Origin of the sequence: Candidatus Rhodoblastus alkanivorans (genome assembly GCF_022760755.1) — a bacterium.
Classification (GTDB): domain Bacteria; phylum Pseudomonadota; class Alphaproteobacteria; order Rhizobiales; family Beijerinckiaceae; genus Rhodoblastus; species Rhodoblastus alkanivorans.
This window is the reverse complement of record NZ_JAIVFP010000001.1, coordinates 1-15,000: the sequence shown is the minus strand read 5'-3', so window position 1 is coordinate 15,000 and position 15,000 is coordinate 1. Positions and strand designations below refer to the sequence as shown.

The 15,000-nt window shown below is 64.2% G+C and carries 14 protein-coding genes (1 of these 14 only partly in view); 8 read left to right on the top strand and 6 right to left on the bottom strand.

From position 1 onward, the window contains the following. On the top strand, positions 1–1,942 hold the 3' portion of the coding sequence (locus K2U94_RS00070; protein ID WP_243065268.1) for a malate synthase G. It extends 224 nt beyond the left edge of the window; the window shows 1,942 of its 2,166 coding nt (coding positions 225–2,166); its start codon lies beyond the left edge, outside the window; its stop codon occupies positions 1,940–1,942. Here K2U94_RS00070 and glcF read toward each other — a convergent pair. From glcF to K2U94_RS00045, 5 genes are all read right to left on the bottom strand, one after another. Beyond that, positions 1,934–3,214 (bottom strand): glycolate oxidase subunit GlcF, encoded by a 1,281-nt coding sequence (gene glcF, locus K2U94_RS00065; RefSeq protein ID WP_243065267.1) that lies wholly within the window; start codon positions 3,212–3,214, stop codon positions 1,934–1,936. The two genes, K2U94_RS00070 and glcF, sit on opposite strands and share 9 nt — an antisense overlap. 1 nt (position 3,215) lies before the next feature. Beyond that, positions 3,216–4,421 carry a glycolate oxidase subunit GlcE gene (gene glcE, locus K2U94_RS00060; RefSeq protein ID WP_243065266.1) on the bottom strand — a complete coding sequence of 402 codons (1,206 nt, stop codon included), beginning with the start codon at positions 4,419–4,421 and terminating at the stop codon, positions 3,216–3,218. A gap of 12 nt (positions 4,422–4,433) precedes the next feature. Further along, positions 4,434–5,924, bottom strand: coding sequence for an FAD-linked oxidase C-terminal domain-containing protein (locus K2U94_RS00055; RefSeq protein WP_243065265.1), 1,491 nt, complete (start codon positions 5,922–5,924; stop codon positions 4,434–4,436). A gap of 91 nt (positions 5,925–6,015) precedes the next feature. Further along, a complete protein-coding gene (locus K2U94_RS00050; protein ID WP_243065264.1) occupies positions 6,016–6,441 on the bottom strand; it encodes a GlcG/HbpS family heme-binding protein in 426 nt (141 codons plus the stop codon). Between the two features lie 390 nt (positions 6,442–6,831). Beyond that, positions 6,832–7,356 (bottom strand): DUF2244 domain-containing protein, encoded by a 525-nt coding sequence (locus K2U94_RS00045; RefSeq protein WP_243065263.1) that lies wholly within the window; start codon positions 7,354–7,356, stop codon positions 6,832–6,834. Positions 7,357–7,404: 48 nt separating this feature from the next. Here K2U94_RS00045 and nth point away from each other — a divergent pair, with 48 nt between their 5' ends. The 5 genes from nth (at position 7,405) to K2U94_RS00020 (ending at position 11,298) form a co-directional block, all read left to right on the top strand. Further along, a complete protein-coding gene (gene nth, locus K2U94_RS00040; protein WP_243065262.1) occupies positions 7,405–8,145 on the top strand; it encodes an endonuclease III in 741 nt (246 codons plus the stop codon). 104 nt (positions 8,146–8,249) lie between these two features. Further along, positions 8,250–8,510, top strand: coding sequence for a hypothetical protein (locus tag K2U94_RS00035; protein ID WP_243065261.1), 261 nt, complete (start codon positions 8,250–8,252; stop codon positions 8,508–8,510). Between the two features lie 96 nt (positions 8,511–8,606). Beyond that, entirely contained in the window at positions 8,607–9,299 is a 693-nt protein-coding gene (locus K2U94_RS00030) for a glutathione S-transferase family protein (protein ID WP_243065260.1), read from the top strand. Next, entirely contained in the window at positions 9,197–10,432 is a 1,236-nt protein-coding gene (queG, locus tag K2U94_RS00025; RefSeq protein WP_425332491.1) for a tRNA epoxyqueuosine(34) reductase QueG, read from the top strand. The genes K2U94_RS00030 and queG overlap by 103 nt, the downstream gene beginning before the upstream one ends. Beyond that, positions 10,429–11,298 (top strand): SDR family oxidoreductase, encoded by an 870-nt coding sequence (locus K2U94_RS00020; protein ID WP_243065258.1) that lies wholly within the window; start codon positions 10,429–10,431, stop codon positions 11,296–11,298. Before queG ends, K2U94_RS00020 begins: the two co-directional genes overlap by 4 nt. A gap of 20 nt (positions 11,299–11,318) precedes the next feature. Here the strand turns inward: K2U94_RS00020 and K2U94_RS00015 are convergent, their stop codons facing one another. Then, positions 11,319–12,266, bottom strand: a complete 948-nt coding sequence (locus K2U94_RS00015; protein WP_243065257.1) for an alpha/beta hydrolase — start codon at positions 12,264–12,266, stop codon at positions 11,319–11,321. Positions 12,267–12,381: 115 nt separating this feature from the next. On the opposite strand from K2U94_RS00015, the gene K2U94_RS00010 reads away from it, so the two are divergent. Continuing rightward, positions 12,382–14,424: a YgiQ family radical SAM protein gene (locus tag K2U94_RS00010; protein WP_243065256.1), complete on the top strand. Its 2,043-nt coding sequence runs from the start codon at positions 12,382–12,384 to the stop codon at positions 14,422–14,424. 123 nt (positions 14,425–14,547) lie between these two features. Next, positions 14,548–14,868 (top strand): thioredoxin, encoded by a 321-nt coding sequence (gene trxA / locus K2U94_RS00005; RefSeq protein WP_243065255.1) that lies wholly within the window; start codon positions 14,548–14,550, stop codon positions 14,866–14,868. Positions 14,869–15,000: the final 132 nt, after the last annotated feature.

Genomic DNA, 15,000 nt, shown 5'->3' with positions numbered 1-15,000 from the left:
TTTCGACGCGGAAGCCTATCGGCGCTATCTGAGCGAAATCGGCTACCTCGTCCCGCAGGGCGACTCGTTTCAGGTGACGACCGCCAAGGTCGATCCCGAGATCACATCGCAGGCCGGACCCCAACTCGTCGTTCCGATCATGAACGCGCGCTACGCCCTCAACGCCGCCAATGCGCGCTGGGGCTCCCTTTATGACGCGCTTTATGGAACAGATGCGATCCACCAGCCGGTCCCGACCAAAAAGGGTTACGATCCAGCGCGCGGCGACTCCGTCATTGCCTGGGGCCGCGATTTTCTCGATCGAATCGCGCCTCTGACGGACGGTTCGCACCGCAACCTCACGCATTATTATGTCGAGAACGGCTTGCTCCATGGGCAAATCGCCGACGGCGGCGTCGTGGCGCTCGCCAATCCGGGCGTGTTCGCCGGCTATGTGGGCGAACCACTGGCCCCGCGCGGCATTCTGCTCGTTCACAACGGGCTGCATGTGGAAATTCATATCGACCGCAGCAATCCGATCGGCAAGACCGACCGCGCCGGCGTTTCCGACATCGTTTTGGAATCCGCGCTGACCGCCATTCAGGATTGCGAGGATTCGGTCGCCGCCGTGGACGCCGAGGACAAGGTTCTTGTCTATCGCAACTGGCTCGGCCTGATGAAGGGCGATCTCTCCGCGACCTTCGAGAAGAGTGGCCAGGAATTCGAGCGTCACATGGCGCCGGACCGCGCGTTCAAATCGCCCGAGGGCGAGCGCTTCGTCCTGCCCGGCCGGGCCTTGCTGCTGGTGCGCAATGTCGGTCATCTCATGACCAGCGACGCGGTTCTGATCGACGGCGCCGAGGCGCCGGAGGGCCTGCTCGACGCCATGTTCACCTCCCTCATCGCGCTTTACGACCTCAGGGGGCTTGGCCGGGTCCGCAACAGCCGCGCCGGCTCGATCTATATCGTCAAGCCGAAGATGCACGGGCCGGAGGAAGTCGCCTTCGCCAACGAGATTTTCGGCCGTGTCGAGGACGCGCTCGGCCTGCCGCGCTTCACCGTCAAGATGGGGATCATGGACGAGGAGCGCCGCACCACGGTCAATCTCGCCGAATGCATTCGCGCGGCGAAGGATCGCGTGTTCTTCATCAACACCGGCTTCCTCGACCGCACCGGCGACGAGATTCATACCTCGATGGAATCCGGTCCGATGATCCGCAAGAACGACATGAAAAATTCGGTGTGGATCGCCGCTTACGAGGACAACAATGTCGATGTGGGCTTAAGCGCCGGCCTGCCCGGCCACGCCCAGATCGGCAAGGGCATGTGGGCGATGCCGGACATGATGGCGGCCATGTTGAAGGCCAAGAGCGCCCATCCGCGCGCGGGAGCCAACACCGCCTGGGTGCCGTCGCCGACCGCCGCCACCTTGCATGCAACCCATTATCATGACGTCAACGTTCTGGAGCGCCAGAAGGAAATCGCCGGCCGCGCGCCGGCAAAACTCGACGCCATCCTAACGATTCCACTGGCGGACCGGCCCAATTGGTCGCCGGAAGAAATCAACGAGGAATTGGAAAACAACGCGCAAGGAATTCTCGGCTATGTCGTGCGCTGGATCGACCAGGGCGTCGGCTGTTCCAAGGTGCCGGACATTCATGGCGTCGGGCTGATGGAGGACCGCGCCACCCTGCGGATTTCGAGTCAGCATATCGCCAATTGGCTGCATCATGGAATCTGTGACGCTCAGCAAGTGCTTGACGTGATGCGGCGCATGGCGGCGGTGGTGGACCAGCAGAATGCGGGCGACCCGAATTATCGCCCCATGGCGCCGGATTTCGACAATAGCGTCGCTTTTCAGGCGGCCTGCGATCTGGTGTTCAAGGGTGCGAAACAGCCCAACGGCTATACCGAACCCGTGTTGCACGCCCGCCGACGCGAGGCCAAGGCCCGCTCAGCCTAAAGCGGCGGGCTTCGGCCCGCCGGTCGCCCAATCCAGCAACTCGACCGTATGGACCACCGGCAGTTTCGTGCCCGAGGCGATCTGGGTCAGGCAGCCGATATTGCCCGCAGCGACCGCCTGCGGCGCGAGGCTTTCGAGATTGGCGACCTTGCGGTCGCGCAAGCGCAGCGCGATTTCCGGCTGCATGATATTATAGGTTCCGGCCGAGCCGCAGCACAAATGGCCTTCCGCCGGCTCAAGCACGACAAAACCCGCCGCCGCGAGCAGTTTTTTCGGCGCCTCCCGCACCTTCTGTCCGTGTTGCAGCGAACAGGCGGCATGATAGGCGACGCGCAGATCCTGGCGGTGGGCCGGCTCCTGCAGGCCAATGTCGTCGAGTAATTCCGTGATGTCGCGCGCAAGCGCCGAAACCACTTTCGCCTTTTCCGCTAAAGCGGCGTCGTCGCGGAACATGAAGCCATAATCCTTGACCGTCGTGCCGCAGCCTGACGCATTGATCACGATGGCGTCGAGCCCCCCCGCCGCCATCTCCCGCGACCAGGCCTCGATATTGGCGCGCGCGAAAGACGTCGAGTCGTGGCCGAGATGATGCGTCAGCGCGCCGCAGCAGCCGGAGCCCTTGGCGACGACGACCTCGCAGCCGTGTCGCGTCAGCAATCTGATCGTGGCCTCATTGATTTGCGGCGACAGCGCCTTTTGCGCGCAGCCGTCCAAGAGCGCGACCCGCCGCCGGCGCGGACTTGTGGCGGGGAAGACGCGCGAACCTTCGAGGCGTGAACGCGGCGGAAGCCTCGCGGGCGCCAGGGCCAGCGCCGCCCGCAACTTATGGGGCAGCAGAAAGCCCAGCGGTTTGGTCAAAGCCGACAATATGAGCGCGAATCGAAAAATTTCCGGATTGGGCAACACAACCGCCAGCATCCGGCGCAACAGCCGGTCTTGGAGCGGCCGCCGGTAGGTCTGTTCGATCCTGCGCCGGGCGTGATCGACCAGATGCAGGTAATGTACGCCGGAGGGGCAGGTGGTCATGCAGGAGAGGCAGGTCAGGCAGCGGTCGATATGTTTGACCGTTTCCACATCCGCCGGGCGGTCGTTCTCCAGCATTTCCTTGATGAGATAGATGCGCCCGCGCGGACTGTCGCGTTCGTCGCCGAGCAAAGCATAGGTCGGGCAGGTCGCGGTGCAGAAGCCGCAATGGACGCAGGCGCGTAAAATCTTGTCGGCTTCACGAATGTCGGAATCGGCAAGCTGGGCGGCGGTGAAATGGGTCTGCATGTCACTCCGCCTCGCGCATCCGGCCGGGATTGAGCGCCCCGCAGGGATCGTAGCCTTGTTTCAACCGACGGCTCAGGGCGGCGAGCGCCGGCGCCTCCGGCTCGAACACTGCGACTTTGGCGCGCATCTCCGCGTTAGCGACGACCAGTGTGGCGTGGCCGCCATGCGGTTTGAGCGCGGCCCGCACGACCTCCGCCCCCGCATCGGGACCAGCCTCGGTCGCGTCGAGGCTCAGCCAGATCAGGCCGCCGGCCCAGTCATAGAAGAAATCGGCCAAGGGCAGCTCGCCCCGCAGGTTTGAAATGAGCGCCGCCGCCGCGCTCGGGGTCGGGCAGAGCCGCCAGACCACGCGCTCGCCTTGCGGCAGTAGAGGCGCCGCTTCGCCGATCTTGCGCCACAGCGCGGCGGTTTCGCCCGCGTCGAGCCTCGGACCCGAACCCAGGATTTGTTCGAGCGCGTCGGCGCGGAAGGCGATGGAGGGGGCCGGGCCTTCGATCCGCAGCGCGGTCAGGCCGCTTTCCGCGAAGCCGAGGCGGCGGGCCGCCGCGCTCGGCAGATGAGCGGCCGCCGAGACCTCGAAGGGCGTGTTCAGCGCCTTGCTCATCAGGGCGCCGGCGGCTTCGTCGGTCAGGCCGGGAATCAGCAGAGTGCAGGCGGATTCGGGTCGCGGCGTCACCTTGACCGTGACTTCGGTCAGCAAAGCCAATGTGCCGAAGGAGCCGGCCATCAGCTTGCACAGATCGTAGCCGGTGACGTTCTTCACCACCTTGCCGCCGGCCTTGAACCTTTCGCCGCGGCCGTTGACGCCGGAAAAGCCGAGGAAAAAGTCGCGCGCGGCGCCGGCGCGCGCACGGCGCGGCCCGGAGAGATTGCAGGCGATCGTCCCGCCGAGCGTCGGCTCGCCGCCCCCGCCCAAAAGCCCGCGCCAGTCCGGCGGCTCGAAGGCGAGCATCTGCCCCTTGCCTTCCAGCAGAGCCTCTATCTCCTTTAGCGGCGTGCCGGGACGCGCAGTGAGAATCAGTTCGGCCGGCTCATATTGAACGACGCCCGCGAGACGCGAAATGTCGAGCACGGCGTCGGTCGTTGTCGCGCGGCCGAGCGCGCGCTTGCTGCGGCCGGCGCAGATTTCGAGGGTTTTGCCTTCGGTCGCGGCCCAGAGGATGATTTCGGCGGCCTCATCCGCGTCCGCGGGTTGCAACTCCGTCATCGGGCGTTCCGTTCAAAAACGCGGCAGGTCGGGGAAGCGCAGCTTCCCGCCATGGACATGCATGCGGCCAAGTTCGGCGCAGCGGCACAATTGGGGAAAGACTTTTCCGGGATTGAGCAGGCCTTCGGTGTCGAATGCGCATTTCAGCCTTTGCTGCTGGTTGAGGTCGGTCTCGTTGAACATCGCGCCCATCAGGTCGCGCTTTTCGACGCCGACGCCGTGCTCGCCGGTGAGCACGCCGCCGACCTCGACGCAGAGCCGCAGAATGTCCTGGCCGAACTGTTCGGCGCGATCGAGTTCGCCGGGCTCATTGGCGTCATAGAGGATGAGAGGGTGCAGATTGCCGTCGCCGGCGTGAAAGACATTGGCGCAGCGTAGGCCATATTGGCCCTCCATCTGCTTGATGCGCAGCAGGACTTCGCCGATCCTTTTGCGCGGGATCGTGCCGTCCATGCACAGATAATCCGGCGAGATGCGGCCGACCGCGGGGAAGGCCGCCTTGCGTCCGGCCCAGAACAGCAGGCGTTCGGCCTCGGACTGGCTGGCGCGGCAGGTCGTCGCGCCATGTTTGCCGGCGATCGATTCGACCGCCGAGATCAGGTGGTCGACCTCCGCCCCGCAACCGTCAAGCTCCACGATCAGCAGGGCGTCCACGTCGAGCGGATAGCCGGCGTGAACGAAATCTTCCGCCGCCTGGATCGCCAGCCGGTCCATCATCTCCATCCCGCCGGGGACGATGCCGGCGCCGATGATCTCGGCGACGCAATCGGCCGCGCCCTCGATCGTTGAGAAGCCGATCAGCAAGGCGCGCGCGCCGGGCGGCGTCGGCAGCAGCCGGACGGTCGCCTCGGTGACCACGCCGAGCATGCCCTCCGAGCCGACCACGACGCCGAGGAGATCGTAGCCCCCGGCGTCGAAATGCTTGCCGCCCAAGCGGACGATTTCGCCCTCCATGGTGACGAGTTCGACGCCGATGACATTATTGGTGGTCAGGCCATATTTCAGGCAATGCACGCCGCCGGAATTTTCCGCGACATTGCCGCCGATGGTGCAGGCGATCTGGCTGGAGGGGTCCGGCGCATAATAAAGGCCGTAGGCTTGAGCGGCCTGGGTCACGGCGAGATTGGTGACGCCGGGCTGGACCACGGCGCAGCGGTTGGCGACATCGATTTCATGAATGCGCTTGAACTTGCCCATGCCAAGCAGCACGGCGTCGGCCAGCGGCAGGGCGCCGCCCGAGAGCGAAGTGCCGGCGCCGCGCGGCACGACCTTGATCCTGTTGGCCGCGCAATAGCGCAGCACGTCGACGACCTGGGCCGTCGTTTCCGGCAGGACGACGACCATGGGCAATTGCCGATAGGCGGTGAGGGCGTCGCATTCGAAGGCGCGCCGCCCGATTTCGGCGTCGATGACGCCCTCGCCGGGAACGAATTGACGCAAGGCGGCGACGATTTCGCCGCGCCGGGCCAGCACCGCTTCGTCGGGCTGCGGCATGACGATCATGACGCGCCTTCCGTGACGAAAGCGAAGGCCGGCAAGGACTGGAACATGGACGCTTCCGTCCGGCTGGCGTTTCGGCTGGCGCGCGCCGCGATCATTGCGGCTTGAGGCCGGCGGCGGCCGCCCCGGCGAGGGCGCAGGCCTCGTCATTGTCGGACGTGTCGCCGGTCACGCCCACGGCGCCGACCGGCGCGCCGTCCGTCCCGACCAGGATGATCCCGCCTGCGGCGGGAATCGCACCGTGCGGCAGAATCGGCCCCAGGGCGGCGACGAAGATCGGCCGCGCTTCCGCCATTTCCCCGATCTGGCGCGAGGAGACGCCAAGCGCCAGCGCGCCGCTGGCCTTGCCGATCGCGATCTGCGGCCTGTGATTTGCGGCGCCGTCCTGCCTTTGCAGGGCGATGGCGTGGCCTCCGGCGTCGAGCACGGCGATCGTCAACGGTTTGAGGGCAAGCTCCCGGCCCTTCGCCAAGGCGGCGGCGATGATGGCGTTGGCCTGTTCGAGCGTGATCCGGCTCATTCCATTCTCCCGTCGCGCGAATGCGCGTCCAATTCAGGGTAAAGCCGCGACTGAAAAAGGCAATGGCGATTTCGTCCGCCCAAACCGTCCCATGTGCGCGAAATCACGACCCGTTTCGGCGTCGCGGCGGGATCGCGAGCGCTCCCTGGCCATCGCCCGCGCCGGTCGTGTGAAAAGGCCGGCTTTGCGCCGGATTCCATGGCGCCTGCGACATAATGTAGCGATGAAAGCGACCGCGTGTTTGTTCCAAATCAATAGAAAGGGATTGAAGCGGGCCTATCTTCTTTTCGTGACCACGTCACATGCGTCGGCGAAAGCAGGCGCTTCCTCCCTGAGACTTGGACCGCTTTGTAAGAGGCGGTCCTTTTTCTTTCCCATCCGATCTTGCGGTCAATCGTGGCGCGGGCCGCCGAAACGGGGTCCCCTTCTGGCGCGGGCAAGCGCCGCTGAAAGATCCTCGGCGAGCCGGGTTTTTTCGCCGCGCCCGAGAAAGGCGCCGACCTCGACCCGGGTTCGCCGCGACAGCAGGGCGAGCCGCTCCACCCCGAATTCTTCGTGCTTTTCGATGGCGAGGCGCACCCAAAGCGGATTGAAGCGCCAGTCGCGCCGCCGCCCGGCGGGATTGACCCGCGCATAATAAAGCTCGATCGCGCTCAGTTCGAGGTCCTCATAGGCGAGAGCGGCCCGGGCGTTGCGGGCGAAGGCGAGCGCGAGTCCGGCCCAGGTCAGGGCCAGAAAGAATGCCGCCGGCCAGGCGCCGCGCAGGATCAGGGCGAGGCCCAATGGCGCCTGGATCGCGGCGAACAGCGTCAGAACCCGGCGCCGCCCGCGCCGCGCCAGCGAGCGCTGCGGGCGCAGGCGCGTCGCATAAAGCACGGCGTCCGCGCCGGCGCCGCAGTCGTCATCCGGACTCATGCCGCTCCCTCGCTTGTCGCGCCGCGCGTAATGCGGTTAAGTTTTTTCATGCTGCAACAGAAAAGCAAATCCCGCGCCGCGCCGGCAAAAAAATCAACTGATCTAGCCAAACGCGCGACGGCGCGAAAAGGCGCCGCCGCCGAGGCGCGGGCGCGCGAAATTTTCACCCGCCTGGCCGCATTGAACCCGGATCCCCGGAGCGAGCTCAATTATGTGAACGCCTATACGTTGCTGGTGGCGGTGGTGCTCTCCGCGCAGGCGACCGACGCCGGGGTCAATCGGGCGACCAAGGGCCTGTTCGCCGCGGCCTCGACGCCGCAGCAGATGCTGGCGCTCGGCGAAGAGGCTGTGCGCGACAAGATCAAGACCATCGGCCTCTTTCGCGCCAAGGCGAAAAACGTGATCGCGCTGTCGCGCAAGCTGATCGAGGAATTCGGCGGCGAGGTTCCGCGCAGCCGCGAGGCGCTGGAGAGCCTGCCTGGCGTCGGGCGCAAGACCGCCAATGTCGTGCTCAATGTCGCCTTCGGGGAAAAGACGCTCGCAGTGGACACCCATATTTTCCGCGTTTCAAACCGAATTCCCCTGGCGCGCGGGAAAACGCCCGAGGAGGTTGAAAGGGGCCTCACCGCCATCGTGCCGGACGAATTTCTGCTTCATGCCCATCATTGGCTGATCCTGCACGGCCGCTACATCTGCAAGGCGCGCAAGCCCGACTGCCCCGCCTGTCCGATCGCCGATCTGTGCCAATTTACTGAAAAGACGGCTGTTTCCGGAAGTTCGACGGCTTGATCCGGCCGCGCCGCTTGCGCTTGTCACCTGGTTGTCATATGAACGATTGGTTACAAAGGCCATTTGCGGTTCTTGGAGCCGTTCTTGGAAGCGCGGAGGGCGCCATGCTGGGCCCGGTCGATCTTGAAGGATGGCTCGACGGCGACGAGGACGAAAACCTCCGCGCGCTGTTGCGCCAGTGCGCCGAGATTCGCCGCCTTCGGCGCACCCCCAGCCTGACCGCCTTTCCCGGCTGGAGCGCGTTCGATTTCGCGCTGGCCCGGCGATTTTCCGCAACCGATTATCTCGATTCCCACGAGATGCGGCGATTGGCCGAACGGCTCGGCCTCTTTGACGGCGACGGCGTTTCGGCAAGAAGTTGTTAAACTTTTATGGGCTAAGCGCTCTTGTGACCGCGCGGCGTCGTCTCTATACGATTACGATCCGATCGGACGGGTCATAGGGGTCGAATCAGGTCAGGCATGCCCCAGCTCTATCATCATCCGCTTTGTCCGCATTCGCGCTTCGTCCGGCTTGCTTTGGGCGAATATGGCGTCGAAGTGGAACTGATCGAAGAGCGTGTCCACGAAAGACGCCGCGAATTCCTGATGCTCGATCCGGCTGGCCGGACTCCGGTTCTGGTCGAGGACAATGGCATGGTCATCCCGGGCGCCGGCCCGATCGCGGAATGGCTGGACGAGACCCTGGGCGAGCGGCTCGGCGACCATCGCCTGCTGCCGGCTTCGCCCGTCGCGCGGGTCGAAGTGCGCCGGTTGATGTCCTGGTTCAACGATAAATTCTTCGACGAGGTCACCAACTGGCTGGTGACTGAAAAGGTCTATAAGCGCTTCACCGCGACCGAAATCGGCGGCGGCGGACCGGACATGGACCTTCTGCGCGCGGCGCGGGCCAATGTGCGCTATCATCTGCGCTATATTTCCTATCTGGAATCGACGCGCCGATGGCTTGCTGGCGACAAAATGACCTATTCCGATCTCGCGGCGGCCGCCCATCTGTCCTGCGTCGATTTCCTCGGCGACGCGCCGTGGGACGAGGAAGAACCGGCCAAGTCATGGTATCAGCGCCTGAAAAGCCGTCCGAGTTTCCGCCCGCTGCTGGCGGATCGCGTGCCGGGCGTGGCGACCAACCCGATCTACGCCGCGGTCGATTTCTAGCCTTTTTGCGCGGCGAGGCCGCCCGTCTCGGCTTTGACGTCTGCCGGATCGCCGCGCCCGACGCGCTTGCCGATGCGCCGGCGGCGCTCGACGCCTTTGTGGCAGAGGGCCGGCATGGCGATATGGACTGGCTGGCGGAAAGACGCGACTGGCGCGGCGATCCGCGGAAATTATGGCCGCAGGCGCGCTCGATCGTCTTGCTCGGCATGAATTACGGGCCGGAGGGCGACGCCCTGGCTGGGCTGACGGCGAGGTCGGCGGGCAATATTTCCGTCTATGCCCGGAACCGCGATTATCACGACGTGGTCAAAGGCAAGCTCAAGCTGCTCGCCGCCGCCTTGCTCGCGCGCGCAAAGAATTTCGGCGAGGAGGGCGCGGTCAAGGTTTTCGTGGACACGGCGCCGGTGATGGAAAAGCCGCTGGCTTACGCCGCAGGGATCGGCTGGCAGGGCAAGCACACCAATCTGGTGTCGCGCGATTTCGGCTCCTGGCTGTTTCTGGGAAGCATCTTCACCACGCTCGATTTGCCGCCCGACGCGCCCGAAAGCGATCATTGCGGAAACTGCCGCGCCTGTCTCGACGCCTGCCCCACGGGGGCGCTGGATGCGCCCTATCGGATCGACGCGCGGCTGTGCGTCTCCTATCTGACCATCGAGGCCAAAGGCCAGATCCCGCGCGACCTGCGCGAAAAGATCGGCAATCGCATCTATGGCTGCGACGATTGCCTTGCGGTCTGCCCCTGGAACAAATTCGCCGCAGAAGCGCATGAAGCGAAATTGCGGGCCCGCGCCGACCTCGTCGCGCCGCCGCTCGCGGAACTCGCGGCGATGGACGAAGCCCGGTTCCGCGTTTTTTTCGCCGGCTCGCCGGTCAAGCGCATCGGCCATGCCCGTTTCTTGCGCAATGTCCTGGTCGCGATCGGCAATTCCGGTGATTCCCGGCTCGCCCCCTTGGCTAGAGCGCGGCTCGACCATATCTCGCCCTTGGCGCGCGGCATGGCGGTCTGGGCTTTGGCCCGGCTTCTGCCGAAGACGCAGTTCAATCAGCTCGCCGAGCAAGAGCGGGCGCGCGAAAGCGACGAGACGGTGCGCCTGGAATGGGACGCCGCGACGAAAGGGAGGGAAGGCGCGTGAAACTGCTGATTTTCGGCCTCGGCTATACCGCCGGTTATTACGGGCTCCATCACGCCAAGGCTTTCGCCGAGGTGGCGGGCACCAAGCGCGCGCCCAAGGCTGAGACGCTCGGCAGGGTCGAGTTGCTGCCCTTCGACGGCGCGGCGGAAAATGTCGATATAAGGGTGGCGGCGGCGATCGCGGAAGCCGACGCGCTTCTGGTCAGCGCCGGCCCAGACGACGCCGGCGATCCCGTCCTGCGCCGATTTGGCGGGGAAATCGCCGCCGCCAAAAAGCTGAAAAAGATCGTCTATCTCTCGACCATCGGCGTCTATGGCGATCATGACGGCGAATGGATCGACGAAACGGCGACGCCCAAACCCTCCAACCTGCGCAGCCGCCAGCGCCTGGCGGCGGAAGCCGGCTGGTTCGCGTTGGGACGGGCGTCCGGCAAGGAGGTCTATGTGCTGCGGCTTTCCGGCATTTACGGGCCGGGTCGCAATGTTCTGGTGAAATTGCGCGAGGGTACGGCGAAGCGGCTGATAAAACCCGGCCAGGTCTTCAACCGCATCCATGTCGAGGATATTTCGCGCGCCATCAACGCCTGCCTGCTCGGCCCGGCGCCCGGGGGAATCTACAATGTCACCGACGACGAGCCGGCGCCGCCGCAGGAAGTCGTGACTTTCGCCGCCGAACTGCTTGGCGTCGAGCCGCCGCCCGAAAAGCCCTTCGAGGAAACCCCGCTCACCCCGATGCAGCGCAGCTTTTACGGCGAGAACAAGCGCGTCTCCAACCGCCGGATGAAGGCTTTGCTGGATTTTGATTTGGCTTTCCCGACTTTTCGCGAAGGCATTGACGCGCTCGCGGCTTCCGGCGAAGGGAACTGACTTCGCCGGAAGCGCCGCGTTCACGCGAGCAGCGTGAGATTGCCGGCGGCGTCGCGGCCGCGACCGGCGATGACTTGCCGATCGTCCTTGCCATTCAGGTTCTGGCTGAGATCGTCGTAAAAGCGCGGCGTGGTGAAATACCAGCTGTGCGAAAAGCCCAAAAGGTCGCCCGGATTTGGGCCGGGTTTCGCCAGCGAGGCATATAACTCGCTGCAATCGACATTGACGGTCTTGGCCGGCGCGTTGGAGGGCAGTCCAACCCGGCCGACGCGTTCCGCGACGCCGAGCCTTTTGGCGTTGGAAATTTGAAGCACCTCGTCGTAGCGGTTGAAATAATTGGTCAGCCGATAGCCATGATCGAGCATGCTTTCGGTGTCCTTGTTCCCGGCGACGAAATCCGCGGCCTCCACATCGCCGCCAATCAGGACAAGCTGGTTCAGCGTCCAGTCGCTGCCGGTTCTGAGCCCGTCGTCGGCATGGTCGAGCGCTTCGCGCAGGACAAAGGCGCCCATCGAATGGCACAGGGCGTGAACCGCGACGCGGCAGGTGTCGGTTTGCGCCGCGAGCAGCGGCTTGACCGCCGCATTGACGAGATCGATTGCGGTTTTTTTCGCCGTGTCCACATCTTCGAGATAGGCATAGGGTTCTTTGGCCGAGGGCCAGTCGAAACTGACCACGGTGATCGGCAATTTTCCGGAAAGCCCTCGGACAATTTCGCGATGCGCCAGATCGACGTCATTGGCGCCGTTGTTGTAGCCATGGACGAAAAACAGCAGATCGCCTTCCGCGGCGCCGGCCGCATTGCGGGCGAACGTCGTCATCATCTGGGAAACCCAGACCCGCAGCCCAACCCGATGCGACGGTTTGGGCGCTTCTCCATCCGGAACGACAAGATAACGAATGGCGCCGATCGAGGTCCCGAATTCATCGCCATCGACGGAACGAACGGTGATAAAGAATTTCGCCATTTTTCCCTCCAAAATTGTTATTCTTCCAAAAATCGCGCGGGAGCCCGTTTCGTCCAGGCCGCCGCGCGCAAGAGTTTAACGCGCTTCGAGGCGCCGACAATCTCGTCAGAGGTCCATGAATCAAACGTACACGTTGGCTCCGACGGCCAAGCCGCTGTTCTCCTATCGCAGATATTGGGCGCACCGCTTCGGGACCGCGCCCTTCCTGCCCATGTCGCGCGCCGAGATGGAGGCCTTGGGGTGGGATTCCTGCGATGTGATCCTCGTGACCGGCGACGCCTATATCGATCATCCGAGCTTCGGCATGGCGATCATCGGCCGCCTGCTCGAAGCCCAGGGTTTTCGGGTCGGGATCATCGCCCAGCCGGACTGGAAAAACGCCGACGCCTTCAAGCAATTGGGGAAACCCAACCTGTTCTTCGGCGTGACCGCGGGCAATATGGATTCGATGGTCAACCGCTATACGTCCGACCGTCGCTTGCGCCATAACGACAGCTACACCCCCCATGGCGAGGGCGGCAAAAGGCCGGACCGCGCGGTCATCGTCTATGCTCAGCGCTGCCGCGAGGCTTTTCCACAAGCGCCCGTCGTCGTCGGCGGGATCGAGGCGTCGCTGCGCCGCATCGCCCATTACGATTACTGGTCCGACAAGATCCGCCGCTCGATCCTGCTCGATTCCAAGGCCGACCTGCTGCTTTACGGCAATGCCGAGCGCGCTTTGGTCGAGGTCGCCCATCGCATCGCCAAAAAGGGCGTTTCTCAGGATTTCTCGGACATCCGCGGCCTTGCGCTGCTGCGCGGCGCGCCGCCCGAGGGCTGGACCGAGGCCCATGCGGACGACCTCGACGGCGACGAGGGGATTCACGTCAAGGGCGACAAGGTCGTCGTCCGCCTGCCGGCTTACGACCAGGTGGTCGCCGAGCCCGAGGCTTACGCCCGCGCCTCGCGCGTGCTGCACAAGGAGAGCAATCCCGGCAACGCCAGGCCTTTGGTGCAGAAACATGGCGACAAGGACATCTGGCTCACAGCCCCGCCCATTCCCCTGACCACGGCGGAAATGGACGGCGTTTACGATCTGCCCTACGCCCGCGCGCCGCATCCATCTTACGACGGCGCGAAAATCCCGGCCTGGGAGATGATCCGCCATTCCGTGACCATCATGCGGGGCTGTTTCGGCGGCTGCTCCTTCTGTTCGATCACCGAGCACGAGGGCCGCATCATCCAGAGCCGCTCGCAGGATTCGATTTTGAAAGAGATCGAGGAGATTCGCGACAAGACCGAAGGTTTTACCGGGATCATTTCGGATATCGGCGGGCCGACCGCCAATATGTATCGCATGGCCTGCAAGGACAAAGAGACCGAAAACGTCTGCCGAAAGCTATCCTGCGTCTATCCCGACATTTGCAAGAACCTGAACACCAGCCATGACGCGCTGATCGAGCTTTATAAAAAGGCGCGCGAGGTCAAAGGCGTCAAAAAGGTCATGGTCGCCTCCGGCGTGCGCTACGACCTCGCGGTCAAAAGTCCGGCCTATGTGAAGGAACTGGTCGCCCATCATGTCGGCGGCTATTTGAAAATCGCGCCGGAGCACACCGAGGAGGGCCCGCTCTCCAAGATGATGAAGCCAGGGATAGGAGCCTATGACAAGTTCAAGGTCCTGTTCGACAAGGCGGCGCGCGAGGCGGGCAAGGAATATTATCTCATTCCCTATTTCATCGCCGCCCATCCCGGCGCGAGCGACGAGGACATGATGAATCTCGCGCTCTGGCTCAAGCGCAACAATTACCGCGCCGATCAGGTCCAGACCTTTCTGCCCTCGCCCATGGCGCTCGCCACAGCCATGTATCATTCGGGCTTCAATCCCTTGAAGCCCGTGCGCCACGGCGCCTCCGAACCGGTCTCGGCCGTCAAGGGCTTGCGCCAGCGCCGCCTGCACAAGGCCTTTTTGCGTTATCACGATCCGGAGAACTGGCCGATGCTGCGCGAGGCGCTGAAAAGCATGGGCCGGGCCGATCTCATCGGGCCGGGCAAGAAACATCTGGTGCCGCCATGGCAACCGGCGGGCGTGGGCGGCGAGGGCCGGCGTCCGGCGCCGGGAAACCCGCGAGGAAATTCCAAAGCGCGTAAATTTCTGACCAAAGGCGTGTTTCCGGCCTGACTCTTGCTCAGGCGCAAGGGGTTGGCGGCGCCCGCGCGCTTGACGCAGGAGGTCGCCCTACCTACTTTGGCCGCAGTTTCACCCACAGATCCGGGATTCGATCCCCCCGCACGAGAGGTTTCCATGTCCACCGTCAAAGTCACCGACGCCACTTTCGAATCCGATGTTCTCAAATCCGAGGCGCCGGTGGTCGTGGATTTCTGGGCGGAATGGTGCGGACCGTGCAAGATGATCGGCCCGTCGCTGGAGGAGCTGGCCAAGGATTATGCCGGCAAGGTCAAGATCGTTAAGCTCAATGTCGATGAAAACCCGGCGGTCGCCGGCAAGCTCGGCATCCGCTCGATTCCGACCCTGATGCTGTTCAAGGACGGCAAGCTCGCGGCCCAGAAGGTCGGCGCCGCGCCCAAGGGCGAACTCGCCAAATGGATCAACGGCGCGATCTGAACAGGCGTCAGACGTTCCGTTTCACCGTCAAGGCGCCGCTGGCCTGGCAGGTCGGCATCATTTCGATGCGGTTTATATTGACATGCGGCGGCAGGGCCACGAGCCATGCCGCCGTTTCCGCAATATCTTCCG